Here is a 26,121-nt window from a genome sequence, read left to right as displayed (position 1 = left end):
TGGAGCGATTCCTAGCTCCGCCACGGCTTTAGCGTATGAATCTCCCAACTGCCACGGCTGCTTTGGCAGCCGGCGCCCTGGAGCCAGCTTTCGGTGCTGCCGTTGACATAGCTTGCCAGGAAGTCGCGGCACTTACGGCCGTCCTCGGCGGCATAGGATTGCGCGATCGGCGTGACCGAACCGCGCGCCCCGGTTTCCGGATTCTCCCAATGCTGGCTGGAATCCTTGTCGTTCTTGCTGAGGACGTCTGAGGCGGCGTTGCGGGCGAACGCGAGATCGGTGTCGGTCGGCGCCTTGGCCGGCATTGCGATCGAGCCGGTGAGGTCGCTGTCGTCGGCCTTGGCGTAGGCACTCTTGTCGTTGCGGGAAAAGCTGCAACCGCCGGTGCCGAGCCCGATCAGAATGATCGTCATGACGAAGCCGGATGGCCGGATCGCCGATAGGCCAACGCGTCCCCATACCCTATATAGGGCGGTAGCAGACAACAGCGCGTTTTGGACCGCAGGACGCAACTCGGACCCCAGACATGACCGACACGACCTCGATGAAACACCAGACACCCTTAACATCCGGTGATTTCACCGCCGCCGACGAGCCCTTTGCGCTGTTCGAGGCCTGGCTGAACGAAGCCATCAAGAGCGAGCCAAACGATCCGAACGCCATGGCGCTCGCAACCGTCGACCCCGACGGCCTGCCGGACGTGCGCATGGTGCTGATGAAGGGCTTCGATACCGATGGTTTCGTCTTCTACAGCCACATCGCCAGCCAGAAGGGCCGCGAACTCGCCGCAAATCCTAAGGCGGCGTTACTTTTTCACTGGAAGTCGCTGCGCCGTCAGGTCCGCATCCGCGGCAACGTGACGCCGGTGACCGAGGCCGAGGCCGACGCCTATTTCGCCACCCGGCCCAAGCAGGCGCAGATCGGCGCCTGGGCGAGCAAGCAGTCGCAAGAGCTCGAGAGCCGCTTCGCGTTCGAGCAGGCGATCGCCAAGGTCGCCGCCAAGCACATCATCGGCGAGGTGCCACGGCCGCCGGGCTGGAGCGGCTGGCGTATCACGCCGTCGCGTATCGAGTTCTGGCACGACCGCCCATTCCGCCTGCACGACCGCATCGAATTTCGCCATGACGCGGCCGGCCAGAAATGGTCCAAGACGCGGATGTATCCTTAGTATTTTGTTCGAGCATCATCCTTTCGGAAAGCCCCTGCCCGCTTTGCGCTAACGCGGCCCTCCGGATCCGGATCATGCTCCAACCTGAAAGACCTTCATGCCGCAGCCTTCCAACGCGCCGCGCCGCACGCTGCTCCTGACCGGGGCTAGCCGCGGCATCGGCCATGCCACCGTGATCCGTTTCTCCTCGGCCGGCTGGCGCGTGATCACCTGCTCGCGACATCCGTTCCCGGAGGATTGTCCGTGGGACGCAGGCCCTGAGGACCATATCCAGGTCGATCTTGCCACCCCCGCCGATACCACCCGCGCGATCTCCGACATCCGCGACCGGCTCGAAGGCGGCATGCTGCATGCGCTGGTCAACAACGCCGCGATCTCACCGAAGGGCGCCGGCGGCTCCAGGCTCGGCTCGATCGACACCGACCTCGACACCTGGACGCACGTGTTCAACGTCAACTTCTTCGCGCCAATCATGATGGCGCGCGGACTGATCGAGGAACTCAAGACGGCCAAGGGCTCTGTCGTGAACGTCACCTCGATCGCGGGCTCGCGCGTGCATCCCTTCGCGGGCGCCGCCTACGCCACCTCGAAGGCTGCGCTCGCATCCCTGACGCGCGAGATGGCCTCCGATTTCGGCCGCGTCGGCGTGCGCGTCAACGCGATCGCACCCGGCGAGATCGACACCTCGATCCTGTCGCCGGGCACCGAGAAGATCGTCGACCAGCAGATCCCGATGCATCGCCTCGGCACACCGGACGAGGTCGCCAAAATCATCTACGTGCTGTGCACGGACACCAGTTCTTACGTCAACGGCGCCGAGATCCACATCAACGGCGGCCAGCACGTGTAGGCTCTCGTCATCGTACAAAGACGGAGAGTCTGAGAGCCCTTCAAGCGGGGCGCTTTCGCGGCTGTAACGGTGTCCCCTCATAGAGATCAGCAACGGCGCATTGCACTCCGAATGCGGGCAGCTTCAATTGCTCGGACCCGCCGAGTGTTTGCGAGCTCCAGCCACTCGGCGTTCTCGCGTCGAGACGGACCTCCATCCGGTCCTGCTCGATGATGAGCACCGCTTCGCAGGCCGCGTGCGCGAGGTAGATGGTTCGTTTGACGTCGATCCACCTTTTTTCGGTGGCGGGCACCCGCGTGTCGTCACTGGCGGAGACGATCTCTGCCAGCAGATAGGCTCGCTCGACGAACCTCTGGTCCGGCTCGTACTCCGCATCGATGACGGCAACATCCGGCTCGGGGCGGAATTCGCCCGACCCAAGTTCGATGCCGGGACGCTGCATTGCGATGCGACTCTGATCGTGACTCGCGAGCGCGTCGTTGAGCAGACGCTCAAGATTTCCCGCGATGCGGTTGTGCGCAATCGTCGGCGGCGTCATCATCATCGGGACACCTCCGACAAGCTCCCAGCGCTCATGGTCCGGCCGACCTTCCTGGAACACGCGGAAGCGCTCGCCGGACATGCGCCCGGCCCTGGTGGGTTCTTTGATTCCAACACCCATCGGCGTCTCCGACGTCACCGGGCGTGAGCCTAATCGGCTCCGCCGCGAACGCCAATAGAGATAAGGAGGGCTGGCAGGGGCCGCCACCTTCCCATCAGACGCTACGGTCCAACTGTAGGGAAGAGCTACGGGAACGGGAGCAAGGCGATCCAGACAACGCCGCCGCAGGACCTGGATCGCGCTTGGCTTCCGTTCCTCAATCGAGTCGAATCCGACGTGACCTCTCGCGTGGCTGCGGAGCGGCCGTGCTGATTGCAGTCGAACAATCGTCGTCGTTCTCACCGTCGAGCAGCGGAGCACCACAGTGCCGGCACATGCGTGCCGACATCGACGACGCCTTGCCGCTCGTCGCGACGTGGCGATAGCTCGCCAGATCGATGACGTTGGGGGGCGTCGTTATGTGTTTTTCAACCATGGCTGTTCCTCGCGGCTTACCTGCTCCTTATCGCAGACAAGTTTCGCGTAAACGTTCAGCCCACCGCTCAAATTTTACCGGAGGAATTGGGGCGGCGAGCACACATCGCCGTGCGGCCGCAATCCCGCTCTATTCTGCGACACCAGACACTGTGTCTCTGCGTCCCGCGTAAGATCTCGGTAGCTATTACAGCCACTTCTTCCACTTGAAGATCCAGTACGGAACGATCGCCGCGATCAGCATCAGCACCAGCGCGAACGGATAGCCGTGCGCCCATTCGAGTTCCGGCATCGACTTGAAATTCATGCCGTAGATCGAGGCGATCAGCGTCGGCGGCATCAGGACAACCGCCATGACCGAAAACAGTTTGATGATGTTATTCTGCTCGAGATTGACGACGCCGAGCATGGCGTCGAGCACGAAGGTGATCTTGCTGGAGAGGTAGGAGGCGTGGTCGGTCAGCGAGACGACGTCGCGCTGCATGGTCTTGAGCTGCTCACGCATGTCCTTCGACCATTTCACGCCCTCTACCACGGCCGAGAGAAAGGCGACGACGCGGCCGATCGAGACCAGGCTCTCGCGAACCTTGGAGGTCAGATCGCCCTTGCGTCCGATCGAGATCAGGATTTGCGAATATTGCTTGGCGTGACCGTGGCGCTCGCTCTCCGGCTCGAAGATGTCATGCGAGACCTGGTCGATCTCGGCGCCGCAGCGCTCCAGGATGTCGGCGCAGCGGTCGATCACGGCATCGAGCAGCTCCATCAGCACCATCTCGCCGGTGATGGCCGGTGTGCAGGAACGGGCCAGCTTGGCCTCGACCAGCGCAAAGGGCTTGGGCTGGTCATAGCGCACCGTCACCAGACGGTGGTCGCCGAGAATGAAGGTCACCGCCGTGGTCCGGGGCATATCGGTGTCGGAGTGGCACATCAGCGTCGCGGTCATGTAGCGCGCGCCGTTCTCCATATAGAGACGGCTCGAGATCTCGATCTCCTGCATGTCTTCCCGGGTCGGGATCGCAATCCCCGAGAGCCTCTCGACGGCTTTGTCCTCCGCCGCGGTCGGGTTGACGAGGTCGATCCAGACCGCATGCTCCGGGACTGCCGCGAGATCCTCGACGAAGGCCTTCTTGAGGGAGGACTCGGAGGGAACAAACACAGAAAACATGCACAACTCCAGCAGGGCCTGCGACAGACTGACAGCCCTTAGCGCGATTCTGACAAGTTGATGATGACAAGCACATTAACGGAGCGTTTGCATTTGTGGCGACGCCATGGCCCAACTGTGGCACAGAATCGACACATGCGCCCGTTTTGCCCCGAAACCGACTCTGGCCCGCAAAATTTGCGGCAGAAAAGCCACAGGTAAGGTCTTGCAGCGCGGGAGAAGCTTCGTAAGGCTGGAATTGTGGCAGATTTCAACGATAATGGAGCCAACGGAATCGTGGACTTGGGCTTGCTCAAGCCCCACGAAAGCTTGTTGTTGTCGATTGGAACCAAATCATGTCGTCGCTGAAAGTTATGTTCGGGATTCTGGCCGCTGGCCTGATGCTGTCGGGCTGCATGCAGGCCACGCATTACGAGGCGACCGACACCAAGGCGTTCAAGCCGAAGGACAAGGAACTCCTCGCCAAGGTCAGGTATGAGAATACTGCGGTCGCAGAGCCGTTCCGCCGCGCTATCGTGGATTACCACCGCAAGGAAACGCCTGGCTCGATCGTGGTCGATTCCGACAACCATTATCTCTATTACGTGCTGGATGGCGGCAAGGCGATCCGCTACGGCATCACGGTTGGCGAAGAGGCCATGGCCTGGTCGGGCATCGCCAAGGTGGGCAGCAAGACCGAGTGGCCGGCCTGGCACCCCACCCCCGGCGAAATTTCGCGCCTGGGCGTACCGACCTATGTCGCACCCGGCCCGGACAATCCGATGGGCTCCCGCGCGATGTATCTCTACTCCGGCGGCAAGGACACCTTGTTCCGCATTCACGGCACCAACCAGCCGGAATATATCGGCGCCTCGATCTCGTCGGGTTGCATCCGCCTGACCAACGAGGACGCGATCGATCTCTATGATCGCGTCAAGGTCGGCACCCTCGTTGTGGTGCTCGAACCCAAGCATGGCGATTCGCCCTACAATTCGCGCCTCGCACTCGGCGGCAGCCAAACCGGCCAGGCGGGCAGCTACTGATCAGGTTCCTGATCTCAGACATTCAAAAGCGCCGGTTTTACCGGCGCTTTTTTGTTGCCGGCTTGTGCGGCTGGGTTTTATTGCCGTCGGCCGCAGGCTTGTCCGCGGGCGCAGAAGATGTCTCCGCCGCCTCGTCGTCAACTCCTTGCTTGGCATCGGGCTTGGCCTCGGGCTTCGCTTCGGGCTTGGCCGCGAACTCACGTGGCGGCGCCTCCTCGGGCCGTTCCGCCGGCAGCAGCGGAGCAATTTGCGGCAGCGGATCCCAGACGTTCCACTGGCAGATCCGGTAGTCGTTGCGCCGCTGCGCGAGGTCGAGATGGATATGGTCCTCGTGGTACCAATCCGAGCCAGGGCCGAGCACGGTCGAAAAGCGCGAGCAAACCGAATGCAGCACGCGCTCGCGCACCTCGCGCGACATGGTGCGATCGGTCAGGCCGATCGACTGCCCGTTAACGAGCTTGATGGCGCGGACATCGATCGCGTTGGCCTTGCCGTGCTCGGACAGCATGGCGCCGACAACGCGGTTGCGGCCGCGGCACTCGAAGCTGTCGAAATTGTCGAGATCGCTGATGGTCGAGCCGAGGCTCGAGGCCAGCGGCACCACGTCCTTGCGCACCCAATCGGCGATTGCGGACGCCATGGTGCAGCGGAGGATCGCCGCCGGCTTGACCGCCACCTTGCGCTTGTCCGGCAGCACGATGGCCTCGAGCCGCACCAGATCCTCACCGCCGCAGGCTCCCGGGCCGCGGATATCCGGGATCGAGGGCGCGATCGCGATCTCCTCGGTGAGCGCAAGGCGGCACGCCGAGGCCTGCTTCTCGGGCGGCGGCGCCGCCTCGGCGGGCTTGGTGGCGCCAGGTTTGTCCGCGGAAGGCCTTTCCGCGGAAGGCTTGCCGTCGGTCTCCGAAGGAGCCTCGTCCGACGCCTTGGCTGAGGCCTTGGGGGCCTCCTCGGGGCGAGGCCTTGGGAGCGGGATCCTGCCAGAAATATTGGCAGAATGAACCGCCGCGCGCGGCCGTGGTGCAGCAATACCAAAGATGTCCAGCGGAGACCCATATTTGCGCGCTTCTGCCCGATCCGCGAGACCAAGCGCGACGGTAACCATGGCCGCGCCGACGGACATATAGCCGCGACAAGACCATTTGCGGCGAAAGGCGGGCAGGCTAAAACTCATGACAATTCTTTGGCCCAACGCTGAGAGCGACAATCCGCCCAGCGGCTTCTCGGAGGAACGACGGAATGCTTGGTTTGATGCAAGACTGGCCCCTGCTCTGCCACCGGATCATCGAACACGCCGCCAAGATTCATGGCAAGCAGGAGGTCGTGACGCGCTCGGTCGAGGGACCGATCCATCGCACCACCTATGCCGATATCCACAAGCGGGCGCTCAAGGTCTCGCAAATGCTGGAGCGCGACGGCATCAAGCTCGGCGACCGTGTCGCAACGATCGCCTGGAACACCTGGCGCCATCTCGAGGTCTGGTACGGCATCATGGGGATCGGCGCCATCTGCCATACCGTCAATCCCCGCCTTTTCCCCGAACAGATCGCCTGGATCATCAACCATGCGCAGGACCGCATCGTGATGACCGACATCACGTTCATTCCGGTCCTGGAGAAGATCGCCGACAAGCTGACAAGCGTGGAACGCTATGTCGTGCTCACCGATAAGGCGCACATGCCGCAGACGACGCTGAAGAACGTGGTCGCCTACGAGGACTGGATCGCGGAGGCCGACGGCCAGTTTAAATGGAAGGACTTTGACGAGAACACGGCGGCCGCGATGTGCTACACGTCGGGCACCACCGGCGACCCCAAAGGCGTGCTGTATTCGCATCGCTCCAACGTGCTGCACGCGCTGATGGCCAACAATGTCGACGCGCTCGGCACCAGCGCCTCCGAGACCATGCTCCCCGTTGTGCCGCTCTTCCACGCCAACAGCTGGGGCATCGCCTTCTCCGCGCCCTCGCAGGGGACCAAGCTCGTCATGCCCGGCGCCAAGCTCGACGGCGCCTCGGTCTATGAGCTGCTCTCGACCGAGAGGGTGACGCATACCGCCGGCGTGCCCACGGTGTGGCTGATGCTGCTCCAGCACATGACCGCCAACAATCTGAAGCTGCCGGACCTGAAGATGGTGATCTGCGGCGGCTCGGCGATGCCGCGCTCGATGATCAAGGCCTTCCTCGACATGGGCTCGAACGTCCGCCACGCCTGGGGCATGACCGAGATGAGCCCGATCGGCAGCGTCGCGGCGCTGAAGCCGCCGTTCCAGAATGCGACCGGCGAGGCGCGGCTCGACGTGCTGCAGATGCAGGGCTACGCGCCGTTCGCGGTCGAGATGAAGATCACCGACGATGCCGGCAAGGAACTGCCCTGGGACGGCACGACCTTCGGCCGTCTCAAGGTCGCCGGCCCGGCCGTCGCCAAGGCCTATTACCGGGTCGACACTGACATCCTCGACGAGGACGGCTTCTTCGACACCGGAGACGTCGCGACCATCGACGAAGCCGGCTACATGCGGATCACCGACCGCTCCAAGGACGTGATCAAGTCCGGCGGCGAGTGGATTTCCTCGATCGAGCTGGAGAACCTCGCCGTCGGCCATCCAGCCGTGGCGGAAGCCGCCGTGATCGGGGTGTTTCATCCCAAATGGGACGAGCGTCCGCTGCTGATCGTGCAGCTGAAGCAGGGCCAGCAGGCCAGCCGCGAGGACATCCTGAAGTTCATGGACGGCAAGATCGCCAAATGGTGGATGCCCGACGACGTTGCCTTCGTCGACGGTATCCCCCACACGGCGACGGGCAAGATCCTGAAGACCGCGCTGCGCGACCAGTTCAAAGAATACCGCTTCCCGAACGCGGCAGCGTAGGCGGCCAAACCAAACACCGTCATTCCGGGCGATGCCAACGGCATCGAACCCGGAATGACAGGCCGTAACATCCCGGGAACCCTTGAATTTGCCTCGGGGCCGTGGTCTCAACGGCCCATCGTCGTGCCCGATCGGCCGGCATCGCCCTCAAGACCCCGGCAGAGCTCACCCGATGGCCCGCAGGTTTTCCGCTCCCTATCAGTCGGAGCCCGTGTCCAGCCTCGCGAGCTGGGCGCGCAATCTGGCCGTGTTCGCTGTGGTGGCGGTGGTGGTCTCGATCATTATCGTCCGGTTCGGCTTCCTGGAGATGAAGCCGGCACTCGCGACCTTCTTCGGCGGGCTTGGGATTGCGGCGCTCTCGATCCTGTTCGGGCTCGCCGGCTTTGCCGCGATCTGGCAGAACGGCTCGCGCGGCATGGCGCGCATCCTGCTCGCGTTCCTGATCGACGGCGTGATCCTCGCCTATCCCGCTTATCTCGGCCTGCAATACCGCAAGCTGCCGGCGATCCACGACATCACCACCGACCCGATCGACCCGCCGCGCTTCGACGCGCTGGCCCGCCTGCGCACCGGCGATGGTGCCAATACCGCTGTGTATGCCGGCCTCTATTCGGCCGAGCAGCAGCGTCAGTTCTATCCTGATATCGAGCCGATCGAGCTCGAGATTTCGGTCGACCGCGCCTATGCGATCGCGCTTCAGCTCGTCAACAAGCGCAAATGGCTTGTGATCGACGAGCGCGCGCCGCAGCCGCCGCGCCGCATCGGCCGCATCGAGGCGGTGGCGCGCTCGCCGATCATGGGATTCCGCGAGGACATCGCGATCCGCGTCGTGCCCGACGGCGAGGATTCCCGCGTCGATATCCGCTCCGCCTCGCGCTATTTCGAGAGCGACCTCGGCAGCAACGCCGCGCGCGTGAAGAAATTCATCGACGATCTCAACACCGCCGCCGATGCCGACGCACTCAAGCCGGTGAAGAAGACGCCGGTGGCGCCGCCGAAGGCGCCGGCGAAGACGGTGAAGAAGTGACGGAACGCTAGGCGTTCGCCATCCGATAGGTCCCGCCGATCACGGGATCGCCGTCCGTGGCCACCACGCCGCGGGCGACCAGGTCTTCCAGATGCGCCAGCACGGAGTAGCCTGCCGCGGTGGTGAGCCTCGGGTCGATGCCGATATAGATCGCCCGGACCATGGTCGGGATGTCGGTCTCGCCCTTGGCGAGGCGGTGCAGGATGGAGGCCTCGCGCGCCTTGCGGTGACGGATCAGGAAGCGCACGAAGCGCGGACCGTCTGGAATTTCGGGGCCGTGGCCGGAGAAATACATATCCTCCTCGCGCGCGGCGAGACGATCCAGCGATTCCATGTAGTCGATCATCGAGCCGTCGGGCGGCGCCACGATCGAGGTCGACCACCCCATCACGTGATCGCCGACGAAGTTGAATTTCCGCTCGGGCCAGGCAAACGCGAGGTGATTGGCGGTATGGCCGGGTGTCGCCACGGCCTCGAGCCGCCAGCCGTCTCCTTCGACGACGTCGCCGTGGGCGATCCTGATATCGGGCGCGAAGTCGCGATCGGCGCCGGATTCCGGATTGTGCTTCTCGCTCTCGAAACGCGGGCGCGAGGCGCGGTGCGGGCCTTCGGCGTAAACAGGCGCGCCGGTCGCCCGCTTGATCCGCGCGGTGTTCGGCGAATGGTCGCGGTGGGTGTGGGTGACGAAGATATGGCTCACCGTCTCGCCGCTGACAGCATCGAGCAGCGCCGCCGCATGCGCCTCGTCGTCCGGACCGGGATCGATGATCGCGACATTGCCCCGGCCCACGATGTAGCTGACCGTGCCGGTGAAAGTGAACGGGCTCGGATTGTTACAGAGCACGCGCCGCACACCGGGGCGGACTTCCTCGACGATGCCGGGCTTCAGCGGAAAGTCGCGGTTGAACGGGACGTCGTCGTTGTCGGACATGGGACTTCCTGTAGCCAAACTCTCTGCCGTCATACCCCGCGAAAGCGGGGTATCCAGTACGCCGCGGCGGTCGAGACGAAGGCGAGGTCTCTGGGATACTGGATCGTCCGCCCCAGTGCGCAATTGCGCACAAGGCGGACGATGGCAGCTGAGCAAACAACGGCCACGGAATACGTGCCTAGAAAAACGCCTGAATGCCCGTGATCGCGCGGCCCAGGATCAGGGCGTGGACGTCGTGGGTGCCCTCGTAGGTGTTGACGGTCTCGAGGTTATGGACGTGGCGCATCACGTGATACTCGATCGAGATGCCGTTGCCGCCGTGCATGTCGCGCGCGACGCGGGCGATGTCGAGCGCCTTGCCGCAATTGTTGCGCTTCATGATCGAGATCATCTCGGGCGCGAACTTGCCCTCGTCCATCAGGCGGCCGACGCGCAGCGAGCCCTGAAGGCCCAGCGCGATCTCGGTCTGCATGTCCGCGAGCTTCTTCTGCACGAGCTGGGTCGCAGCGAGCGGCTTACCGAACTGCTTACGGTCGAGCGTGTACTGGCGGGCCCGGTGCATGCAGTCCTCGGCGGCGCCGAGCACACCCCATGAAATGCCGTAGCGGGCGCGGTTGAGGCAGCCGAACGGGCCCTTCAGACCGGAGACGTTGGGCAGCAGCGCGTCTTCCGGAACCACGACGCCGTCCATCACGACCTCGCCGGTGATGGAGGCGCGAAGCGACAGCTTGCCGCCGATCTTCGGTGCCGACAGGCCCTTCATGCCCTTCTCCAGCACGAAGCCGCGGATCTGGTTGTCGTGCGCGGCCGACTTGGCCCAGACCACGAACACGTCGGCGATCGGCGCGTTCGAGATCCACATCTTGCTGCCGGTCAGGCGATAGCCGTCCGACACCTTCTCGGCGCGGGTTTTCATGCCGGCCGGATCGGAGCCGGCGTCAGGCTCGGTCAGCCCGAAGCAGCCGACCCACTCGCCGCTGGCGAGCTTCGGCAGGTACTTCTTGCGCTGGTTCTCGTCGCCATAGGCGTAGATCGGATACATCACCAGCGAGGACTGCACCGAGTTCATCGAGCGGTAGCCGGAATCGACCCGTTCGATTTCGCGCGCGACCAGACCATAGGCGACATAGCCTGCATTGGCGCAGCCATATTCCTCCGGCAACGTGATGCCGATCAAGCCGAGCTCGCCCATCTCGTTGAAGATCTCCCGATCCGTCTTCTCTTCGAGATAGGCCTTGGCGACGCGCGGCAGCAGCTTGTCCTGGGCGTAGGCGCGCGCGGTGTCGCGCACCATGCGCTCGTCTTCGGTGAGCTGCTCGTCGAGCAGGAACGGATCGTCCCATTGGAAAGAAGCCGAAGCCGGCTTGTCCTTGGCCTGAGGGCGCGCGGTCATGAAACGTCCTTTCGTCTGGTTCCGTCAAAATTTGCCCGACAACGTAAAGCGCCGCGGCAACAAGTGCAATTGCGTTGCAGAGGATCGGGTCCGCGTGATTCCTGGGGGACCCGCGAGGCGCGCGTCGGGGGATGCGCTTCGCGCACCCCGGGATGACAGCGCTAGCTTTCGAGCAGCTCGTTGGCGACGATCTCGATGCCGAAGCCGGAAAGGCCCTTGTAGTCGTGCACCGAAGAGGTGAGATGCCGGATCGAGGTGACGCCGAGATCGCGCAGGATCTGTGCACCGACGCCGACTTCGCGCCACTGGCGGTTGCGGTCAGCCTCGGTCGCGCTCTCATCGGGCAGCGGCGCCACGGGGACACCGGCAGCACCGTCGCGCAGATAGACCAGAACGCCACGGCCGGATTTCTTGAAGTGCTCGAGCACCGCCGCCATGCGCTTGTGGCCGGTGAAGATGTCTTTGACGATATTCGGCTTGTGGAAGCGTGTCAGAACGTTCTTGCCGTCGCCGACGCCGTTGTAGACGAAGGCGACGTGGGCGATGGAATCGAACGGCGAGCGGTAGGCATAGCCCTGCAGCGGCCCGATCGGGCTTTCAGTGACGAAGGTCGAGACCCGCTCGATCAGCTTCTCGCGCACCTGGCGGTAGGCGATCATGTCGGCGATGGTGACGTGCTTGAGGTTGTGCTGGGCGGCGAAGCGGGCGACCTGCTCGCCCTTCATCACGCTGCCGTCGTCGTTCATCAACTCGCTGATGACGCCGACCGGCGGCAGGCCGGAGAGCTTGCACAGATCGACCGCGGCCTCGGTATGGCCGGAGCGCAGCAGCACGCCGCCGTCCTTGGCGATCAGCGGGAAGATGTGGCCGGGACGGGCGAAGTCGTTGGCGCCGGCGTTGGGATTTGACAGCGCGCGGCAGCAGGAGGCGCGCTCCTCGGCAGAGATGCCCGTGCCGCCGTCGGGCTTGTAGTCGATCGAGACCGTGAATGCGGTGGTGTGCGCGGAATCATTGTGGGCCACCATCGGATCGAGCCGCAGGCGGCGCGCATCTTCGGTGGTGATCGGCGCGCAAACGATGCCGGAGGTGTGGCGGATGATGAATGCCATCTTCTCCGCGGTGCAGAACGAGGCGGCGACGATCAGATCGCCCTCGCCCTCGCGGTCATCGTCGTCGGTGACGACCACGAGCTCACCCCGGGCAAAGGCCTGCAAGACTTCCTGGACGTTATCCGGCATTTCCCAATCTCTGACGGTTATGGCCCGGAGGCTTAGCCGGACTTGGGCCGGGGCGCTAGTGTCCCCGGTGCAACCGCATATGCCGGACCGCAGCCCTGCCCGGCGGGCGGCTTGCACTGGGGAGATCAGGGATATGGGCGCGGAAAAGCCCCGGTGAGAAGCCAGCCGGGCGCGGTCAGGGCAGCACTTCGCGCCGCTCGCCGAGCCGCTGATCGAGCTCGGCACGCTTGTCGGCCAACAGGCCGGCTTGAGCGGCCTCGATCACCGTGAACAGCTCATGGGCGTCGCTGAGCCGGGTCACGGTGACATAGCTGGCGCCAGCCGCGTAGAGTTCGTCCACATCCGACAACAGATCGGCCGTGGCAACGATCATGGCGGTCGGGTTGAGGGTGCGGACGTGGCGGACCAGCTTCTCGTTGCTGGCCCCCTTCAGAAGCGAATCCGGTACGCTGAGGATGATCATCTCGGACTTGCCGACGCCGGCATGGAGCAGCGTGTCGGCGCTGCTGATATCGCCATAGATCACGTGCAGGCCGCGCGAAAGCAGCGTCTGGTACACATTGGGGTTGAAGTCGATCACGGTGGTCTGCTCGAGCAGCACCGGGGCCTGCCGTTCGATCTCGGCCAGCAGCGCGCTCGCCGCACGGAAAAAGCCGAGGATGACGATGCGGCGCGCCTCGCCATGGCCTTCGTGCCCTTCCTCGCCGTGACCGTTGCCGTGGTCGAGATCGCGCAGGCCGATCCGCTTCAGGGGACCGATCGCCCAGCGGGTGATCTCGTCGCTGCGGGTCATCACGAAGGTTGAGAGCACCGCCAGCACCACAAAGGCGAAGGAGGCCGCATTCGCCGTCTCGGCCGCGATGTGGTGGGCGGCGACGCCGGTCTGGATCACCACCAGCGAGAATTCGGAGATCTGCGCGAGATTCAGGGCCGGCAACAGGCTGGCGCGCAGGCCCTGCTTCATCAGATAGAGCGGGGCGAAGGTGGTGACGAGGCGGCTCACCACCGTGAACGCCGCGATCATCAGGGCAAGCCCGATCACGGAGAGGCCGGGCACGGGAATGGTCATTCCGAGCGCGACGAAGAACAGCGTGATGAAGAAATCGCGAAGCGTGGTGACCTTGGCCGTGACGTCGAGCGCGTAGGGAAAGGTCGAAAGCGAGACGCCGGCGATCAGGGCGCCCATCTCGCGCGACAGCGACAGCCGCTCGGCGGTCTCGGCGACCAGGAAGCACCAGGCGAGCGCGCCGAGCAGGATCAACTCGGGGCGGCGGGCGATCTGGTGAAACAGGCGCGGCAGCACGTAGCGGCTCACCAGCAGGGCCGCGGCGACCAGCACCGCGACGCGGCCGATCGAGAGCAGGATGACGCTGATTTCCAGATTGGCAAGGCTCGGCTGCACCGCCAGGAACAGGATCGCGAAGATGTCCTGGAGCACCAGCACGCCGAGGGTGATGCGGCCCGGCAGCGTGTCGAGCTCGCGCTTCTCGTAGAGCACCTTGACGATGATGACGGTGCTCGACAGCGCGCAGGCGACACAGAGGTAAACAGCATCGAACTGCCCGCCCCCGAGCGACAGGCCGATGCCGGCGAAGAACAGCACCCCGAGCAGGCAGCCGCCGAGGAGCTGGCCGCCCGCCGCGAACAGGATGACCTTTCCCGCCCGCACGATCTTCTTCAGGTCGATCTCCAGGCCGATCATGAACAGCATGAAGATCAGGCCGAGCTCGGAGATGACGCTGATCGATTCCTGCGACTTGACCCAGCCGGCGCCAAATGGACCAATGCAGAAGCCGGCGATAAGGTAGGCCAGGATCAACGGCTGCCTGGAGAAGTGGGCAAGCAGGCCCAGCATCCAGGCAAACAGGATACAGAGAGTGATGTCGCGAATGAGCTCGTGCATGCCAGATTGGTCCGTTTTGCCGCACCCTAGTGATCGAGTGCGGCGCGGCAAGCGAGCAATTCGTCACATGCGGATGGGGCTGGCCATTGCAATGCTGCTATGCCCCCTCCTCTGCTCCGTCCCCGCAGCCGCTCAATCCAAGGTCAATATCGAACAAAGCTTTGCCGATTCCCTCACCGCATTGCCGAAGGAAGAACTTGCCGTCTCCGGCGGATTCTACGTGCCCGCCTATTCCAGCGTCGCGATGAGCCAGGGCAAGCTGCGCGTCGACTTCTCGGTGACCCTGAGCGTGCACAACGCCTCCGAGACGCAAGCACTGGTGGTCAAACGCATCGCCTATTTCGACACCGCAGGCAAGCAGGTCGAGAGCTATCTGAAGGCACCCGTCGCGTTGAAGCCCCTCGCCACCGTCTCGATCTTCATTCCGACCGACGACGTACGCGGCGGGACCGGAGCCAATTTCCTCGTCGATTGGGCCGCAACAAGCGAGATCGCCGAGCCTGCCGTCGAGGCCTTGATGGTTGGCGGCGTCGCCAATGCGCATTACGCTTTCATCAGCCAGGGCCGTCCGACCCGGACGGTCGGCAAGAAATAGGCAAGAAGCACGATGGCCGGCGCAAAGCCGGCAGCCTGACAAGAATAGAACGAGGAACGCTCCCATGACGTCCAGCTTCGATTTTGCGCCCCTGTTTCCCGCAGGGCTGCCGGCCCCCTCTGCGCGCTGGACGGGCCTCGCCAAATACAGTTTTGTCGGGGGCAATAACGACTCCGAGCAGCTGCCGCTCGATCATCTGATCGAGGCCGCCAACCTGGCTCTGCAACGCGAAGGCCGCTCGCTCGCCACTTACGGGCTGGCGCATGGTCCCCAGGGCTATCTGCCCTTGCGCGAATTCCTGGTCACAAAACTCAAGCGCGATGCGGGCATCAACTGCACAGTCGACGATCTCCTGATCGTCTCCGGCTCGCTGCAGGCGCTGGACCTCGTCAACGCCACGCTGCTGACGCGCGGCGATACCGTGATCTTCGAGCAGGATAGCTATCAGGGCTCGCTGACCCGCCTGGCACGGCTCGGAGTCAACGTCGTTGGAATCCCCCTCGACAAGGACGGCATGCGCATGGACGCGCTGGCCGCGACGCTGGCCGACCTCAAGGGCCGCGGCATCCGGCCGAAATACATCTACACCATTCCGACGGTGCAGAACCCGACCGGCAGCATCATGCCGGAGGGCCGCCGCACGGAGCTGTTGCGGCTGTCGGCAGACTACGGCGTGCCGATCTTCGAGGACGATTGCTATGCCGATCTGGTCTGGTCAGGACAGCGGCCGCCGGCGATCCATGCGATGAGCCCGAACGGCGGCGTGATCCATATCGGCTCGTTCTCGAAGTCGATCGCGCCCGCGCTGCGCGTCGGCTTCATCGTCGCGCCCTGGGATGTGATGTCGCGGATGCTGGCGCTGAAGACGGACGCCGGCTCCGGCGCGCTGGAGCAGATGGTGCTCGCCGCCTATTGCAAGCCGCATTTTTCGACCCACGTGCCGGCGCTGACGAAGGCGCTGCGCACCAAGCTCGATACGCTGATGGAGGCCGTCAACGAGCAGTTCGGGACGGCAGCCGAGTTCGAGGAGCCCAGGGGCGGCATCTTCCTGTGGGTGAAGCTGCCCGATCAGGTGGATACGCTGAAGCTGTATCAGGCCGCGCTTGCCGCCGGCGTATCGATCAATCCGGGGCCGGAATGGTCGACCGACAAAAATCATTCCAGATCGCGATTGCGGCTGTGCTTTGCGAGCCCCTCACATCAGCAGATCCGCGAGGGCGTCGCCGTGCTGGCTGATATCTGCCGCAAGGAGTTCGGCGTGCCCGCCCGCAGCGCCAATGTGGAGAAGGCGGGAGTGTGAGGGCGATGCCTTATGCCGCGACGTGAAATTCCACGTTGACCTGGCCGCTGCCGGAGGACGGAAAATACTCGCAGAGCTGTTCGGCCGCGCCATCGTACTCGTACCAGCCAAGCGCGGCGAACAGCATGATAGTATCGGCCATACCGCCCTCGCCGTTGCACTTGGTGGCGTAATCCGGAAGCATGTCGAGGAATTCGCGGTAGCGACGGCTCTGCCAAAGCTCGAGCACGCGCAGATCGACCTGGCGGTTGAACTCGCTGGCAACGCTCGTCCACGCCTCGGGGCCCAGCTTCTTGTTGGGCCAGAGCCGATGTGAGAGCGAGCCGCTTGCGAGGATCGCAACCCGCTCGCCGGATTTCTCGATGGCACGTCGCGTCGCCTCGCCGAGAGTCCGGCTCTCCTCGAAGGACGTGAACAGCGGCGAGGCAACCGAAACCACCCTCGCGAAGCCGTCCGAATTCATGTAGTGCATCGGCACGATCGTGCCGTATTCGAGCCCGAGGCTCGGCACTTGATGCGCGTTGACATCGAGCCCCGCAACGCCGGCTTCGGCGGCGATCGCTTCGGCGAGTCTCGTGTCGCCCGGCAGATCGTAGCTCAGATCCTGAATCATGTGCGGCGCCTCGTGGCTGGTGAACGAGGCGCGATGTCGCGCGTTGGCGTTGATGTGATAGCCGAAATTGGAGAGCCAGTGGGTGTCGAACACCACGAAGGTGGTGACGCCGCGCGCTTTCGCCCGCCGACCGAGCTCGCGCAACGCGCCCACGGCCGCCTCGCGCGCCGAGCGCAAATGACTGCCGGGCCTTTCCGAGAGCATCAGCGAGGGGACGTGCGTGACCTTGGCTGCCAGTACGAGGTGCCCCATCGCGCTCACCTCAAGGGTCAAGCCGCCTCGGGCTGGCTGCCGTGGATCGCGGAGGCCAGCCGCAGCAGCAGCACGATCGAGACGTTGCCCTTGCCGGCCTCGATCTGGGCGATGTAGCGCTCGGAAATCCCGGAGCGGCGGGCCAGCTCCCGGCGCGACAGGACGCAGCGCATGCGTGAGGACTTCAAGCGGTCGCCCAGCTCGGCCAGAAACGCGCTCTCGGAATAAGGCGGCACGGCGCAGCTCCCGGGCAGCACCTCGCCTGCGAAATCCATGACTTGATTCAGCATCGGTCTATCCAATTTCGCCTTCGGGAGCGCCATCCTACCCCGGAAGCGGCCGGCCTCATTGACGCGGATCAAATTCGCGCGCGATTGGTGGTCAGCGTGGACGATTGCTCGCAGGATGCTACACTTCGGAATCATTCGGAGGTGGGGCTTTTCAGAACATGAGGCGTTGTTTGAACCGCTGGATCGCGGCAGCAGTGCTGTGGGTTGCGTTCGAGCCGGCGGCTGGTGCCGAGTCGCTCGCGGCGACCGTTGAGCAATGGGGTCTGCTCGGCTCATGGGCGATCGACTGCGCGGTCCGGCCCGACCGCGACAAGGGCGCGCTTTTGATTTACGAGATCCGCAAGGACGGAAGGGTGATGTACCGGCGCAATTTCGGCGAGACCAAGGACGAAAACGAAGTGGTATCGGCGACGGTCAGCGCCGACGGCCTGCTCAATGTGATGGTGTACTTCCCCTTGCTGCAGCAGACCCGCGAGTTCGGTCTGCTCCTCTCGAAGCAAGGCAGCTTGCGCGCAATCTACAATCGCAGCGAGCGCGGCGAGTACACGATCAGGGACGGCAAATACATCGCGACCGGCGCGCCAACACCTGCACAACAGCGCTGCGATTAACCCACCTGAACAGGCGTTCAGAAATCTCCTGCGATTCCTCCGGAACGTTCCCGCGAATGCGCCGTTTAGATTTGCATTCCATTGGAGGAGAACATCATGAAGAAGTTTGGTTATGTGCTTGCCGCTGTCGGCGCGCTCGCGGTTGCACTGCCGACGCTCGCCAGCGCGGAGACGGTGGTGATCAAGCGCGGAGGTCATCATCACGGCATGTATGGCGCCCGCGCCGAATACGGCATGCATCGCGATCACGGCTGGCATCGCGGCTGGCGCCATCGCGACCGCGTCGTCGTGATCAAGCGTGGTCACCGCCATCATTGGGACTAATGCGCAACGCAATATGGAAATGGCCCCTCGCGGGGCCATTTCTTTGCGTGCACGAAACGTTCGGCGAGGTCAATCCCATGCCGGCGCGAAGCCGGGATTGACGCAGCGCCTGTCCTTGGGCAGCGCGGCGATTTTGTTGCGGTCGGCATCGTCGAGCGTGATCTTCAGCGCGTCGAGATTGGCCTGCTGGCTCTCTCGGCGCGAGGCTTTCGGGATCGCGGCGACACCGTCCTGTTCGAGCAGCCATTTCAGCGCGACCTGCGCGGCGGTTGCATTATGCCTGGCGCCGATCTCGGCCAGCACCGGATCGGAGGCCACGCGCCCCTGTGCCAACGGGCAATAGGCGACCAGCGGAATCGAGTTGGCCTTGAGATAGGCCAGCACCTTCGATTGATCGAGCATGGCGTGATATTCGATCTGATTGCAGGCGATCGGCGCCTTGATGTCCTCGACCGCGATCTTGAGCAGCGCCGTGGTGAAGTTGGCGACGCCGATCGCCCGCGTGCGCCCCTCCTCCTTCAGCTTCATCAGGGTCTCGAACACCGCACCCCAGTTCGCCGCCTTGGACGGCCAGTGCACGAGATAAAGATCGACATGGTCGAGCCGCAGCTTCTTCAGGCTGGCGTCGAAAGCGCGGCGAATGGCGTCGGCGCTGAGGTTCTCGTGCCAGACTTTCGTCGTGACGTGCAGCTCGCCCCGCGGCAGCCGGGCTGCGGCGAGCGCCGCGCCAATCGATTCTTCGTTGCCGTACATCTCGGCAGTATCGATATGGCGATAGCCGATCGACAGCGCGCTCTCGACTGCCGCGCGGCAGGCATCGCCCTGCATGCGGAAGGTCCCGAGGCCAAGCTTGGGCATGCTGATGCCCTGTGTCTTGAGAGTATCCATGAAAAGGCTCCTGACATCGTTCAGCCCGCCGAGGCCAGCAGCGATGCTGCGTGAGCAGACTCTTTGGGGATGGAAGAGAGGTGGCGGGAACGGACAGCATAGCGCGGCAGGCGCAATGCGGCCAATCAAGATCGGGTTAGCACCCCTCAGGAATGCTGCGCCACGACGGCTGGACGCGCCTGCGGCTGCGGCACAATATCGACCGACCAGAGGTCCCGGTTGTCGACGTCCTTCAGCGTCACGCTCATCACGCCGGTTCGGCCATCGATGTCGACCTTGCCGAAGAATTGCAGTCCGAAACAGGGCGCGAGGTTTTCGCCCTGCGCCTCGCTGCACCCGTTCTGGTACATCGCAACCGGACCAAAGGTATCGTCGAGTTTGCCCGGGCCCCAGGTGCCGGCATGCAAGGGCCCTGAGACGAACTCCCAGAACGGTTCGAAGTCCTGGAATTGCCCCCTGTTCGGATCGTAATAATGCGCGGCGGTGTAGTGCATGTCGGCGGTGAGCCAGACGATGTTGCGGATCCCGGCGCGCTTGATGGACGCGAGAAGATCGGCGATCTCGTGCTCACGCCGGTCGGGCGGCCCATTACCCAATGCAACGGCATCGAGGCTGACCAGCCCGATCGGCAGGTCGGCCGCGATCACCTTCCAGGTCGCGCGCGAGCCCGCGAGCTCACGCTTCAGCCAGGCGAGTTGTTCGGCGCCCAGGATCCAGCCGCGGTGATCGTCGCCCTTGTTCCAGCTCTCGTCGCGATAGCTGCGCATGTCGATCATGAAGACGTCGAGCTGCGGACCATAGGCGATCTTGCGATAGACCCGCCCCTTTCGCGCGCCGATGTCGCGGATCGGCATGAAGTCGAAGAAGGCGCGGCGGGCGCGCGCGACCAGGCGCGGGGTGCCGTCATCCTCATGGCCGGCCGCGTCATAGCTGCCGGTCGGCGACCAATCATTGGCGACCTCGTGATCGTCCCATTGCGCGAACATCGGCACTTCGGCATGGAAGGCGCGGAAGTGCTCGTCGAGATGGTTGTATTTGTAATTGCCGCGGAACTGCGCCAGCGTGTGCGCGACCTCGGATTTCTCCTCGGTCACGACATTGCGCCAGATCTCGCCGTTCGGCAGCGTCTGCTCGGAGGCAATCGTGCAGTCGGCATAAATGTGATCGCCGGAGTGGATGAAGAAGTCCGGGCGATTGTCGAGCATGGTGCGATAGCTGCGGTAGCCGCCGCGCGATGTGTCGATGCCCCAGCCCTGCCCCGCAGTATCGCCGGACCACAGGAACGAGATCGACCGGCCGGCAGCCGGCGCGGTGCGGAAATGGCCGATGCGGCTTTCGCCGGCGATGCCGGTCGCGATGTCGTCGAAGCGCACACGATAGAAGATGTCCTGCCCGGGAGGCAGACCGTCCAGCTGGAGCTTTGAGGTGAAGTCGGCATCGGGCGAGGCATCGCTCGAAGCCGACGCGATGACGGTCTTGAAGCTTTCCACGGTCGAATAATCCACCTGCATCCGTGCGGCCCGGTCGGCGCGCGCCCAGATCACGGCGGAGCCGTCCGAGACGTCGCCGGACTGGATGCCCCCTGCGATCTGCGGACGATCCGCGGCGCGGCTGAGATGTGGCGTTGCGAGCGCGGCAACGGCGAGGCTCGAGGTGGAACGGACCAGGAATTGCCGCCGGGTCCAGGCGCGCGAGGCGCGGAGCGCTACCATTCAGGAAACCTTCGTCGACTAGCGACGGAAGGTGCCTGCGTCGTTTGACCCCCGGTCTACGGTTTCTTGACCGCGGGCCTACGGTTTTGCGACGTGCGGATGACGCTCAGAACTGAGCTAATGCTTCCAGTTGCAGATGCCGCCGCTGCGGCACGGCCATGTCTGGATGCGGGTGTCCATCGCCTGCGCGTCGAGCGGATTGCCGTGGCGATGCGCGAGCTTGGTGCGTGCCGCGCCGCGTGGCTGCGCGGGCTTGGCGTGCGCGACCTTCGGCTCCGAGACGCGCACGCGTTCCGCGGCAACTTTCTTGGGCACGTCGACCGGCTCTGCGCGCGCCTGCGCCTCGTTGCCGCCGCGCGCCTCCAGCGCGACCGGCGCGAACTGGGTTTCGGGCCCGAGCCGCTTCGGCGACAACACCGCCTTCGAAAGATCGAGGCCCAGATATTCGTCGGGCTTGTAGTCGTCAGCGCGCGCGACGCCGCCCCATGCGAGCACGAGGGCAACGGCCATTGCAAAAGGAGCGCTCTTCAGAAACACGGACGCCTCCTGAAATTGATTGTTAAGAGGTAATTTACCTCTATTTAGGAGGCGTCGCGCGCAATTCCAGCGGTCAACTGCCGCCGTGGTTAAGAAGTTTGGCGGTGTCAGGCGACCTTTCGCGGTGCACCCGTCCCTTCAAGAAACCCCATCAGACGGGTACGGATGATGGTTTCCGCCTCAGCCATGATCCTGTCGACGAGTTCCTTGCAGGTGGGGATGTCGTGGATGAGGCCTGCGACCATGCCGCAGCTCCAGGCGCCCGCGTCCATCTGCCCGTCCAGCATGATCCTGGGATAGACGCCCGCGACCTGGTCATGGATGTCGTCGATCTTCAGCTTGTCGCCCTTCTCGCGTTCGATCTCGAGCAGGCGGTCGACATTGGCGTTCTTCAGCACGCGCTCGGTGTTGCGCAGGCTCCGCATGATCAGGCGGGTGTCGAGCTCGGTCGCCGCGACCAGCGCGTTCTTGACGTTCTGATGCACCGGCGCTTCCTTGGTGGCGATGAAGCGCGTGCCCATGTTCATGCCGGCCGCCCCCAGCGACAGCGCCGCGACGAGGCTGCGCCCGTCGGCCATGCCGCCGGACGCGACGAATGGGATCTTCAATTCCTCCGCCGCGCGCGGCAGCAGGATCATGTTGGGAATGTCGTCCTCGCCGGGATGGCCGCCGCACTCAAAGCCGTCAACGCTGACGGCGTCGCATCCGATGCGCTCGGCTTTCAAGGAGTGGCGCACCGAGGTGCATTTGTGGATGACCTTGATCCCGGCAGCCTTCAGCGCCGGCATGTAGGCTTCCGGGCTCCGGCCCGCGGTCTCCACGGACTTGATGCCGCCTTCGACGATGGCGGCGATGTATTCCGGATAAGGCGGCGCGGCGAAGGTCGGCAGGAAGGTGAGGTTCACGCCGATCGGCTTGTCGGTCATGTCGCGGCAACGTGCGATCTCCTTTGCCAGCAGCTCCGGCGTCTTTTGCGTGAGACCGGTGATGATGCCGAGCCCGCCGGCATTGGAGACGGCAGCCGCCAGCTCGGCAAAGCCGACGAAATGCATGCCGCCCTGGATGATGGGGTGCTCGATGCCGAACAGTTCGGTGATCGCGGTCTTCACTTAAACTACCTCCCGGGCTCTTGCTTGACGTTCGGACCAGTCTAGCCGGACTTTTGCGCCGCGGTCATCCCTTTCTCTCTCTCGCCATTTCTCGCCGAGAGGCTGTTGGCTCAATGCCCCCGCGCGGGAGCGCCCAGCTTGATCGGGCGCAGCACCGCGGCGGTCGGGATCATCAGCACCGCGATGATCGCGAGCGTCCAGAACACGTCGATATAAGCGAGCAAATCGACTTGGTGCTGCAAGGTGCGGCCGACCCAGGCGACCGCCTGCGAGGCCGCATCGCTCGCGCTTGAGCCCTGAGCCTGGAAGAAGCGGGTCATCGTCTCGATGGTCTGTTGGTAGCCGAGGTCCGATGGCGCGGCGTGCTCGATCAGGCGGCTCTGGTGGAATTGCTGGCGCTGCGCCAGAATTGTCTGCGCCAGTGCGACGCCCATGGAGCCGCCGATATTGCGTGCGACGTTGATCAGCGCCGAGGCTTGATTGGTTTTGTCGGGCGGCACGCCGTCATACGACGCGGTCGTGACCGGCAGGAACAGGAAAGGCAGACCGAGGGCGAGAAAGATGCGCGACATCGCGGCATAGCCATAGGTGATGTCGCCGGTGAGGCCCGTGAGATGCCACATCGAGAACGCGACGATGGTGGCACCAAACATGATGAGGTATTTCGGCTGCACGCTGCTGACGAGACGCCCCACCACCGGCATGAGCACCAGGGTCGCGATTCCGCCAGGTGACAGCGCAAGGCCCGCCAGCATGGCGGTGTAGTTCAAATCGCTCTGGAGCAGTTGCGGCAAGAGCTGCGTCGTCGAGATCAGCACCGCGCCGGTCGCCAGCATGACCAGGAAGCAGGCGGCGAACTGGCGACGACCGAGCAGGCGCAGATCGACGATGGGATCCTCGCGCGTCAGCTCCCACGGGATCAGCGCAAGCAGGGAGACGGCCGAAAGCACCGCGAAGAACACGATCACGTTCGAGCCGAACCAGTCGTTGCGCTGGCCTTCATCGAGCACGTATTCGAGCGAGCCGAGCCCGATCGCGACCAGCAGGAAGCCGACATAGTCGACCCGCAGGCCCTTGCTCAGCAGCTTCTCCCTCTCCTCCTCCGCGCCCGACGGCTCCTTGACCAGCGTGCCGACCAGGAACAGCGACAACATGCCCATGGGGACGTTGATCAGGAACACCCAATGCCAGGTATAAGTGTCGGTGATCCAGCCGCCGAGCGTCGGTCCAACTACGGGTGCGACCACGACGGCGACGCCGTAGATTGCGAAGGCCTGGCCGCGCTTGTGCGGCGGAAAGGAGTCGGCGAGGATCGCCTGCTCGCTGGTCGCCATGCCGCCGCCACCAAGGCCCTGAAGGATTCGAAACAGCACCAGCGCCTGCAAATTCCAGGCAAAGCCGCACAAGAGCGAGGAGACCGTGAAGATCGCAACGCAGATCATGTAGAAGCGCTTGCGGCCGATCACGGTCGATAGCCAGCCCGAGATCGACAGCACGATGGCGTTGGCGACGAGATAGCTGGTGATGACGTAGGTGCTCTCGTCGATGCCGACGGCAAGCCCACCGGCGATGTGGCGCAAGGCGACGTTGGCGATCGTGGTGTCGAGCACCTCCATGAAGGTCGCGATCGAGACGACGAATGCGATAAGATAGGGATTATGACCGCCCGCCGCCGAGCGCTCGGGCGACCAGCCGCCCGCGGACGCGCCGCCCTGCGCCGTGTCGGTCATCGCACCCTGGTCCAGGGCACGACCGACATGCCGGGACCAACGGGCAAATCGGCCGGCCAGCTGTCGACCACGATCTTCACCGGCACGCGCTGCACCACCTTGACGTAATTGCCAGTGGCGTTCTCTGCCGGCAGCAGGCTGAACGCGGTGCCGGAGCCCGGCTGCACGGACTCGACGTGCCCGGTGAGCTTGCGCCCGGGATAGGCGTCGATGCGGATTTCGACCGGCTGGCCCGGCCGCATGTCGTTGAGCTGCGTCTCCTTGTAGTTGGCGACGATCCAGACCTCGTCGGGCACGAACATCATCAGGCTCTGGCCCGCGTTGACGAAGGTGCCCTTGGCGCCGCTGAGTTTGACGACGCGCCCGGACTGCGCCGCAACGACACTGGTGTATTGCAGGTTCAGCTTGGCCTGATCGAGCTGCGCCTGCGACTGCTCGAGCTGCGCCCGGGCGCCCTCAAGCTGCGCCTGCAGCGTCTTGATGCCGACTTGCGCGGCTGTCACCGCGGTCTTCGCGCGTTCAGTATTGGCCTGCTGCGCCTGAAGATCGGAGCGGGTCTGCTGCTGGCGCTGCACGGTGCCGGCCCCCTTCTCGACGAGATCCTGAGCGCGCGCGAATTCTTCCTGCGAGAACTGAAGCTGGGCCTGGGCCTGTTCGAGCTGCGCCTCCGCCTGCTTGATCTGCTCCTGCTGCGAAACGATCTGTGCCTCGACATTGGCGATGTTCGCCCTGGCGACCGCGACCTGCGCATTGGCCTGATCGATGGCGATGCGATAGTCGCGCTCGTCGATCTTGGCGAGAAGGTCCCCGGCGTTGACATGCTGGTTGTCCGTGACCGGGATGTCGGTCACGTAGCCGCCGACCTTGGAGGCCACGGAAAAGCTTCGCGCGGCGACGAAGGCATCGTCGGTGGATTCATAGTGGCGCACCTGGAGCCAGTAGAGCAATCCACCGATCAGGGCCGCGAGCAAGACGATCGTGGCAACGGTTGCCAGCAGCCAATGCTCGCGAATCCGGTCTCGCAGCGACGGCGCCTGCGCCGGCTTCGAGTCCTTGGCGTCGGGAGCCTGATCAGGAGATGTCTTCGGAGCTTCCTTCGCCCTCTGCGGCTGCTCCGCGGACGGTCCACGCTCCCGTGTTTGAGCATCCACGGTGAACACCTTTCTCGGGAATCAAACTGGCGGCAGAGCAGCCGAAGCCGGCTCACGCGACGCGAGCCCAACTGCGCCTCGTGATCATGGTTCCGCTTATTGCGAGCACCATCGCGTTCGTGAACGCCTGCCCAAAAAGCGGGCGCGGCACGCTGGGTGCCGCGCCTCGATGTCTCATTGAAACGCACGTGGAGTCAGTGCGTCTTCGTCGCGTGCCATTTCTCGAGATCGGGCTTCACCTCGTCCGATCCCTGCTCCTTTTCCGGAGTGCCCTTCCAGGGCTTGTCCGTCTGCTTGTGCGAACCCCAGTCGCTCTGCTGCCGAGGATCGTCATTAGGCCGTTCCTTGCTCATCGAGCTTCCTTTCGGT

Annotated in this window: 27 protein-coding genes; 9 read left to right on the top strand and 18 right to left on the bottom strand. The window is 64.2% G+C overall.

Features of this window, described 5'->3' with window-relative positions; translation table 11 throughout:
* Window positions 1-11: 11 nt before the first annotated feature.
* The gene (locus BRA1417_RS0115645; RefSeq protein WP_027516547.1) at window positions 12-413 is read right to left on the bottom strand and encodes an RT0821/Lpp0805 family surface protein; all 402 of its coding nucleotides are present in this window, start codon (window positions 411-413) and stop codon (window positions 12-14) included.
* Between the two features lie 113 nt (window positions 414-526).
* Here BRA1417_RS0115645 and pdxH point away from each other — a divergent pair, with 113 nt between their 5' ends.
* On the top strand, window positions 527-1,168 hold the full coding sequence (gene pdxH, locus BRA1417_RS0115640) for a pyridoxamine 5'-phosphate oxidase (protein WP_027516546.1): 642 nt from the start codon (window positions 527-529) through the stop codon (window positions 1,166-1,168).
* 97 nt (window positions 1,169-1,265) lie between these two features.
* Window positions 1,266-2,018, top strand: coding sequence for an SDR family NAD(P)-dependent oxidoreductase (locus BRA1417_RS0115635; protein ID WP_007607375.1), 753 nt, complete (start codon window positions 1,266-1,268; stop codon window positions 2,016-2,018).
* A 40-nt stretch (window positions 2,019-2,058) separates the two neighbouring features.
* Here the strand turns inward: BRA1417_RS0115635 and BRA1417_RS0115630 are convergent, their stop codons facing one another.
* From BRA1417_RS0115630 to BRA1417_RS0115625, 3 genes are all read right to left on the bottom strand, one after another.
* The gene (locus BRA1417_RS0115630; RefSeq protein WP_027516545.1) at window positions 2,059-2,679 is read right to left on the bottom strand and encodes a Uma2 family endonuclease; all 621 of its coding nucleotides are present in this window, start codon (window positions 2,677-2,679) and stop codon (window positions 2,059-2,061) included.
* 196 nt (window positions 2,680-2,875) lie between these two features.
* Window positions 2,876-3,094, bottom strand: coding sequence for a hypothetical protein (locus BRA1417_RS42825; protein ID WP_026233114.1), 219 nt, complete (start codon window positions 3,092-3,094; stop codon window positions 2,876-2,878).
* Between the two features lie 186 nt (window positions 3,095-3,280).
* Window positions 3,281-4,258 carry a magnesium transporter CorA family protein gene (locus tag BRA1417_RS0115625; protein WP_027516544.1) on the bottom strand — a complete coding sequence of 326 codons (978 nt, stop codon included), beginning with the start codon at window positions 4,256-4,258 and terminating at the stop codon, window positions 3,281-3,283.
* Between the two features lie 335 nt (window positions 4,259-4,593).
* On the opposite strand from BRA1417_RS0115625, the gene BRA1417_RS0115620 reads away from it, so the two are divergent.
* Window positions 4,594-5,280 carry a L,D-transpeptidase gene (locus tag BRA1417_RS0115620; RefSeq protein WP_027516543.1) on the top strand — a complete coding sequence of 229 codons (687 nt, stop codon included), beginning with the start codon at window positions 4,594-4,596 and terminating at the stop codon, window positions 5,278-5,280.
* A gap of 37 nt (window positions 5,281-5,317) precedes the next feature.
* On the opposite strand, the gene BRA1417_RS0115615 is transcribed toward BRA1417_RS0115620, so the two are convergent.
* Window positions 5,318-6,454 carry an extensin family protein gene (locus BRA1417_RS0115615; RefSeq protein ID WP_027516542.1) on the bottom strand — a complete coding sequence of 379 codons (1,137 nt, stop codon included), beginning with the start codon at window positions 6,452-6,454 and terminating at the stop codon, window positions 5,318-5,320.
* A 65-nt stretch (window positions 6,455-6,519) separates the two neighbouring features.
* Between BRA1417_RS0115615 and BRA1417_RS0115610 the strand changes: the two genes are divergently transcribed.
* Both BRA1417_RS0115610 and BRA1417_RS0115605 read left to right on the top strand, forming a co-directional pair.
* Window positions 6,520-8,148 carry a fatty-acid--CoA ligase gene (locus BRA1417_RS0115610; protein ID WP_027516541.1) on the top strand — a complete coding sequence of 543 codons (1,629 nt, stop codon included), beginning with the start codon at window positions 6,520-6,522 and terminating at the stop codon, window positions 8,146-8,148.
* A 172-nt stretch (window positions 8,149-8,320) separates the two neighbouring features.
* Window positions 8,321-9,175, top strand: coding sequence for a DUF1499 domain-containing protein (locus tag BRA1417_RS0115605; protein ID WP_027516540.1), 855 nt, complete (start codon window positions 8,321-8,323; stop codon window positions 9,173-9,175).
* A gap of 7 nt (window positions 9,176-9,182) precedes the next feature.
* Here BRA1417_RS0115605 and BRA1417_RS0115600 read toward each other — a convergent pair whose 3' ends face one another.
* The 4 genes from BRA1417_RS0115600 to BRA1417_RS0115585 form a co-directional block, all read right to left on the bottom strand.
* On the bottom strand, window positions 9,183-10,106 hold the full coding sequence (locus BRA1417_RS0115600) for an MBL fold metallo-hydrolase (RefSeq protein WP_027516539.1): 924 nt from the start codon (window positions 10,104-10,106) through the stop codon (window positions 9,183-9,185).
* Between the two features lie 178 nt (window positions 10,107-10,284).
* On the bottom strand, window positions 10,285-11,499 hold the full coding sequence (locus BRA1417_RS0115595; protein WP_007594720.1) for an acyl-CoA dehydrogenase: 1,215 nt from the start codon (window positions 11,497-11,499) through the stop codon (window positions 10,285-10,287).
* Between the two features lie 161 nt (window positions 11,500-11,660).
* Entirely contained in the window at window positions 11,661-12,737 is a 1,077-nt protein-coding gene (gene ribB / locus BRA1417_RS0115590) for a 3,4-dihydroxy-2-butanone-4-phosphate synthase (RefSeq protein ID WP_027516538.1), read from the bottom strand.
* A 175-nt stretch (window positions 12,738-12,912) separates the two neighbouring features.
* Entirely contained in the window at window positions 12,913-14,640 is a 1,728-nt protein-coding gene (locus BRA1417_RS0115585; protein ID WP_027516537.1) for a cation:proton antiporter, read from the bottom strand.
* A 67-nt stretch (window positions 14,641-14,707) separates the two neighbouring features.
* On the opposite strand from BRA1417_RS0115585, the gene BRA1417_RS0115580 reads away from it, so the two are divergent.
* Together BRA1417_RS0115580 and BRA1417_RS0115575 are read left to right on the top strand one after the other, a co-directional pair.
* On the top strand, window positions 14,708-15,235 hold the full coding sequence (locus BRA1417_RS0115580; protein WP_027516536.1) for a DUF3124 domain-containing protein: 528 nt from the start codon (window positions 14,708-14,710) through the stop codon (window positions 15,233-15,235).
* A 64-nt stretch (window positions 15,236-15,299) separates the two neighbouring features.
* Window positions 15,300-16,535, top strand: coding sequence for a PLP-dependent aminotransferase family protein (locus BRA1417_RS0115575; protein WP_027516535.1), 1,236 nt, complete (start codon window positions 15,300-15,302; stop codon window positions 16,533-16,535).
* Window positions 16,536-16,545: 10 nt separating this feature from the next.
* Here the strand turns inward: BRA1417_RS0115575 and hpaD are convergent, their stop codons facing one another.
* Both hpaD and BRA1417_RS0115565 read right to left on the bottom strand, forming a co-directional pair.
* Complete coding sequence (gene hpaD / locus BRA1417_RS0115570; RefSeq protein ID WP_027516534.1) at window positions 16,546-17,400, bottom strand: 3,4-dihydroxyphenylacetate 2,3-dioxygenase; 855 nt, start codon at window positions 17,398-17,400, stop codon at window positions 16,546-16,548.
* A gap of 17 nt (window positions 17,401-17,417) precedes the next feature.
* Window positions 17,418-17,690, bottom strand: coding sequence for a helix-turn-helix domain-containing protein (locus BRA1417_RS0115565; protein WP_027516533.1), 273 nt, complete (start codon window positions 17,688-17,690; stop codon window positions 17,418-17,420).
* 158 nt (window positions 17,691-17,848) lie between these two features.
* Between BRA1417_RS0115565 and BRA1417_RS0115560 the strand changes: the two genes are divergently transcribed.
* The gene (locus tag BRA1417_RS0115560) at window positions 17,849-18,301 is read left to right on the top strand and encodes a hypothetical protein (protein WP_027516532.1); all 453 of its coding nucleotides are present in this window, start codon (window positions 17,849-17,851) and stop codon (window positions 18,299-18,301) included.
* Window positions 18,302-18,397: 96 nt separating this feature from the next.
* On the top strand, window positions 18,398-18,625 hold the full coding sequence (locus BRA1417_RS0115555; protein WP_027516531.1) for a hypothetical protein: 228 nt from the start codon (window positions 18,398-18,400) through the stop codon (window positions 18,623-18,625).
* A gap of 69 nt (window positions 18,626-18,694) precedes the next feature.
* Here BRA1417_RS0115555 and BRA1417_RS0115550 read toward each other — a convergent pair whose 3' ends face one another.
* The 7 genes from BRA1417_RS0115550 to BRA1417_RS44805 all read right to left on the bottom strand — a co-directional run bounded on the left by BRA1417_RS0115550 (window position 18,695) and on the right by BRA1417_RS44805 (window position 26,105).
* The gene (locus BRA1417_RS0115550) at window positions 18,695-19,513 is read right to left on the bottom strand and encodes an aldo/keto reductase (protein WP_027516530.1); all 819 of its coding nucleotides are present in this window, start codon (window positions 19,511-19,513) and stop codon (window positions 18,695-18,697) included.
* 146 nt (window positions 19,514-19,659) lie between these two features.
* The gene (locus tag BRA1417_RS0115545; RefSeq protein WP_027516529.1) at window positions 19,660-21,225 is read right to left on the bottom strand and encodes an alkaline phosphatase; all 1,566 of its coding nucleotides are present in this window, start codon (window positions 21,223-21,225) and stop codon (window positions 19,660-19,662) included.
* Between the two features lie 117 nt (window positions 21,226-21,342).
* The gene (locus BRA1417_RS0115540) at window positions 21,343-21,762 is read right to left on the bottom strand and encodes a hypothetical protein (protein WP_027516528.1); all 420 of its coding nucleotides are present in this window, start codon (window positions 21,760-21,762) and stop codon (window positions 21,343-21,345) included.
* Window positions 21,763-21,869: 107 nt separating this feature from the next.
* Window positions 21,870-22,871, bottom strand: a complete 1,002-nt coding sequence (locus BRA1417_RS0115535; protein WP_027516527.1) for a nitronate monooxygenase family protein — start codon at window positions 22,869-22,871, stop codon at window positions 21,870-21,872.
* 110 nt (window positions 22,872-22,981) lie between these two features.
* Window positions 22,982-24,601, bottom strand: coding sequence for a DHA2 family efflux MFS transporter permease subunit (locus BRA1417_RS0115530; RefSeq protein ID WP_027516526.1), 1,620 nt, complete (start codon window positions 24,599-24,601; stop codon window positions 22,982-22,984).
* The gene (locus tag BRA1417_RS0115525; RefSeq protein ID WP_027516525.1) at window positions 24,598-25,752 is read right to left on the bottom strand and encodes an HlyD family secretion protein; all 1,155 of its coding nucleotides are present in this window, start codon (window positions 25,750-25,752) and stop codon (window positions 24,598-24,600) included. The genes BRA1417_RS0115530 and BRA1417_RS0115525 overlap by 4 nt, the downstream gene beginning before the upstream one ends.
* A 194-nt stretch (window positions 25,753-25,946) precedes the next feature.
* Entirely contained in the window at window positions 25,947-26,105 is a 159-nt protein-coding gene (locus tag BRA1417_RS44805; protein WP_007594751.1) for a hypothetical protein, read from the bottom strand.
* Between the last annotated feature and the right edge of the window lie 16 nt (window positions 26,106-26,121).

The organism is Bradyrhizobium sp. WSM1417 (genome assembly GCF_000515415.1).
In the GTDB taxonomy this organism is placed as follows: domain Bacteria; phylum Pseudomonadota; class Alphaproteobacteria; order Rhizobiales; family Xanthobacteraceae; genus Bradyrhizobium.
Note: the sequence above shows the minus strand (reverse complement) of the source record. Positions and strands in the feature narration are given on the sequence as shown.

Bases quoted from the DNA above. Each gene is read 5' to 3' on its own strand.
- BRA1417_RS0115605 (WP_027516540.1), top strand. From the start codon at position 8,321: ATGGCCCGCAGGTTTTCCGCTCCCTATCAGTCGGAGCCCGTGTCCAGC.
- BRA1417_RS0115550 (WP_027516530.1), bottom strand. From the start codon at position 19,513: ATGGATACTCTCAAGACACAGGGCATCAGCATGCCCAAGCTTGGCCTC.
- BRA1417_RS0115545 (WP_027516529.1), bottom strand. From the start codon at position 21,225: ATGGTAGCGCTCCGCGCCTCGCGCGCCTGGACCCGGCGGCAATTCCTG.
- BRA1417_RS0115565 (WP_027516533.1), bottom strand. From the start codon at position 17,690: ATGCTGAATCAAGTCATGGATTTCGCAGGCGAGGTGCTGCCCGGGAGC.
- pdxH (WP_027516546.1), top strand. From the start codon at position 527: ATGACCGACACGACCTCGATGAAACACCAGACACCCTTAACATCCGGT.
- BRA1417_RS0115630 (WP_027516545.1), bottom strand. From the start codon at position 2,679: ATGGGTGTTGGAATCAAAGAACCCACCAGGGCCGGGCGCATGTCCGGC.
- BRA1417_RS0115595 (WP_007594720.1), bottom strand. From the start codon at position 11,499: ATGACCGCGCGCCCTCAGGCCAAGGACAAGCCGGCTTCGGCTTCTTTC.
- BRA1417_RS0115635 (WP_007607375.1), top strand. From the start codon at position 1,266: ATGCCGCAGCCTTCCAACGCGCCGCGCCGCACGCTGCTCCTGACCGGG.
- BRA1417_RS0115600 (WP_027516539.1), bottom strand. From the start codon at position 10,106: ATGTCCGACAACGACGACGTCCCGTTCAACCGCGACTTTCCGCTGAAG.
- BRA1417_RS0115530 (WP_027516526.1), bottom strand. From the start codon at position 24,601: ATGACCGACACGGCGCAGGGCGGCGCGTCCGCGGGCGGCTGGTCGCCC.
- BRA1417_RS0115555 (WP_027516531.1), top strand. From the start codon at position 18,398: ATGAAGAAGTTTGGTTATGTGCTTGCCGCTGTCGGCGCGCTCGCGGTT.
- hpaD (WP_027516534.1), bottom strand. From the start codon at position 17,400: ATGGGGCACCTCGTACTGGCAGCCAAGGTCACGCACGTCCCCTCGCTG.
- BRA1417_RS0115645 (WP_027516547.1), bottom strand. From the start codon at position 413: ATGACGATCATTCTGATCGGGCTCGGCACCGGCGGTTGCAGCTTTTCC.
- BRA1417_RS0115610 (WP_027516541.1), top strand. From the start codon at position 6,520: ATGCTTGGTTTGATGCAAGACTGGCCCCTGCTCTGCCACCGGATCATC.
- BRA1417_RS0115575 (WP_027516535.1), top strand. From the start codon at position 15,300: ATGACGTCCAGCTTCGATTTTGCGCCCCTGTTTCCCGCAGGGCTGCCG.
- BRA1417_RS42825 (WP_026233114.1), bottom strand. From the start codon at position 3,094: ATGGTTGAAAAACACATAACGACGCCCCCCAACGTCATCGATCTGGCG.
- BRA1417_RS0115580 (WP_027516536.1), top strand. From the start codon at position 14,708: ATGCGGATGGGGCTGGCCATTGCAATGCTGCTATGCCCCCTCCTCTGC.
- BRA1417_RS0115620 (WP_027516543.1), top strand. From the start codon at position 4,594: ATGTCGTCGCTGAAAGTTATGTTCGGGATTCTGGCCGCTGGCCTGATG.
- BRA1417_RS0115625 (WP_027516544.1), bottom strand. From the start codon at position 4,258: ATGTTTTCTGTGTTTGTTCCCTCCGAGTCCTCCCTCAAGAAGGCCTTC.
- BRA1417_RS0115585 (WP_027516537.1), bottom strand. From the start codon at position 14,640: ATGCACGAGCTCATTCGCGACATCACTCTCTGTATCCTGTTTGCCTGG.
- BRA1417_RS0115560 (WP_027516532.1), top strand. From the start codon at position 17,849: ATGAGGCGTTGTTTGAACCGCTGGATCGCGGCAGCAGTGCTGTGGGTT.
- BRA1417_RS0115615 (WP_027516542.1), bottom strand. From the start codon at position 6,454: ATGAGTTTTAGCCTGCCCGCCTTTCGCCGCAAATGGTCTTGTCGCGGC.
- ribB (WP_027516538.1), bottom strand. From the start codon at position 12,737: ATGCCGGATAACGTCCAGGAAGTCTTGCAGGCCTTTGCCCGGGGTGAG.
- BRA1417_RS44805 (WP_007594751.1), bottom strand. From the start codon at position 26,105: ATGAGCAAGGAACGGCCTAATGACGATCCTCGGCAGCAGAGCGACTGG.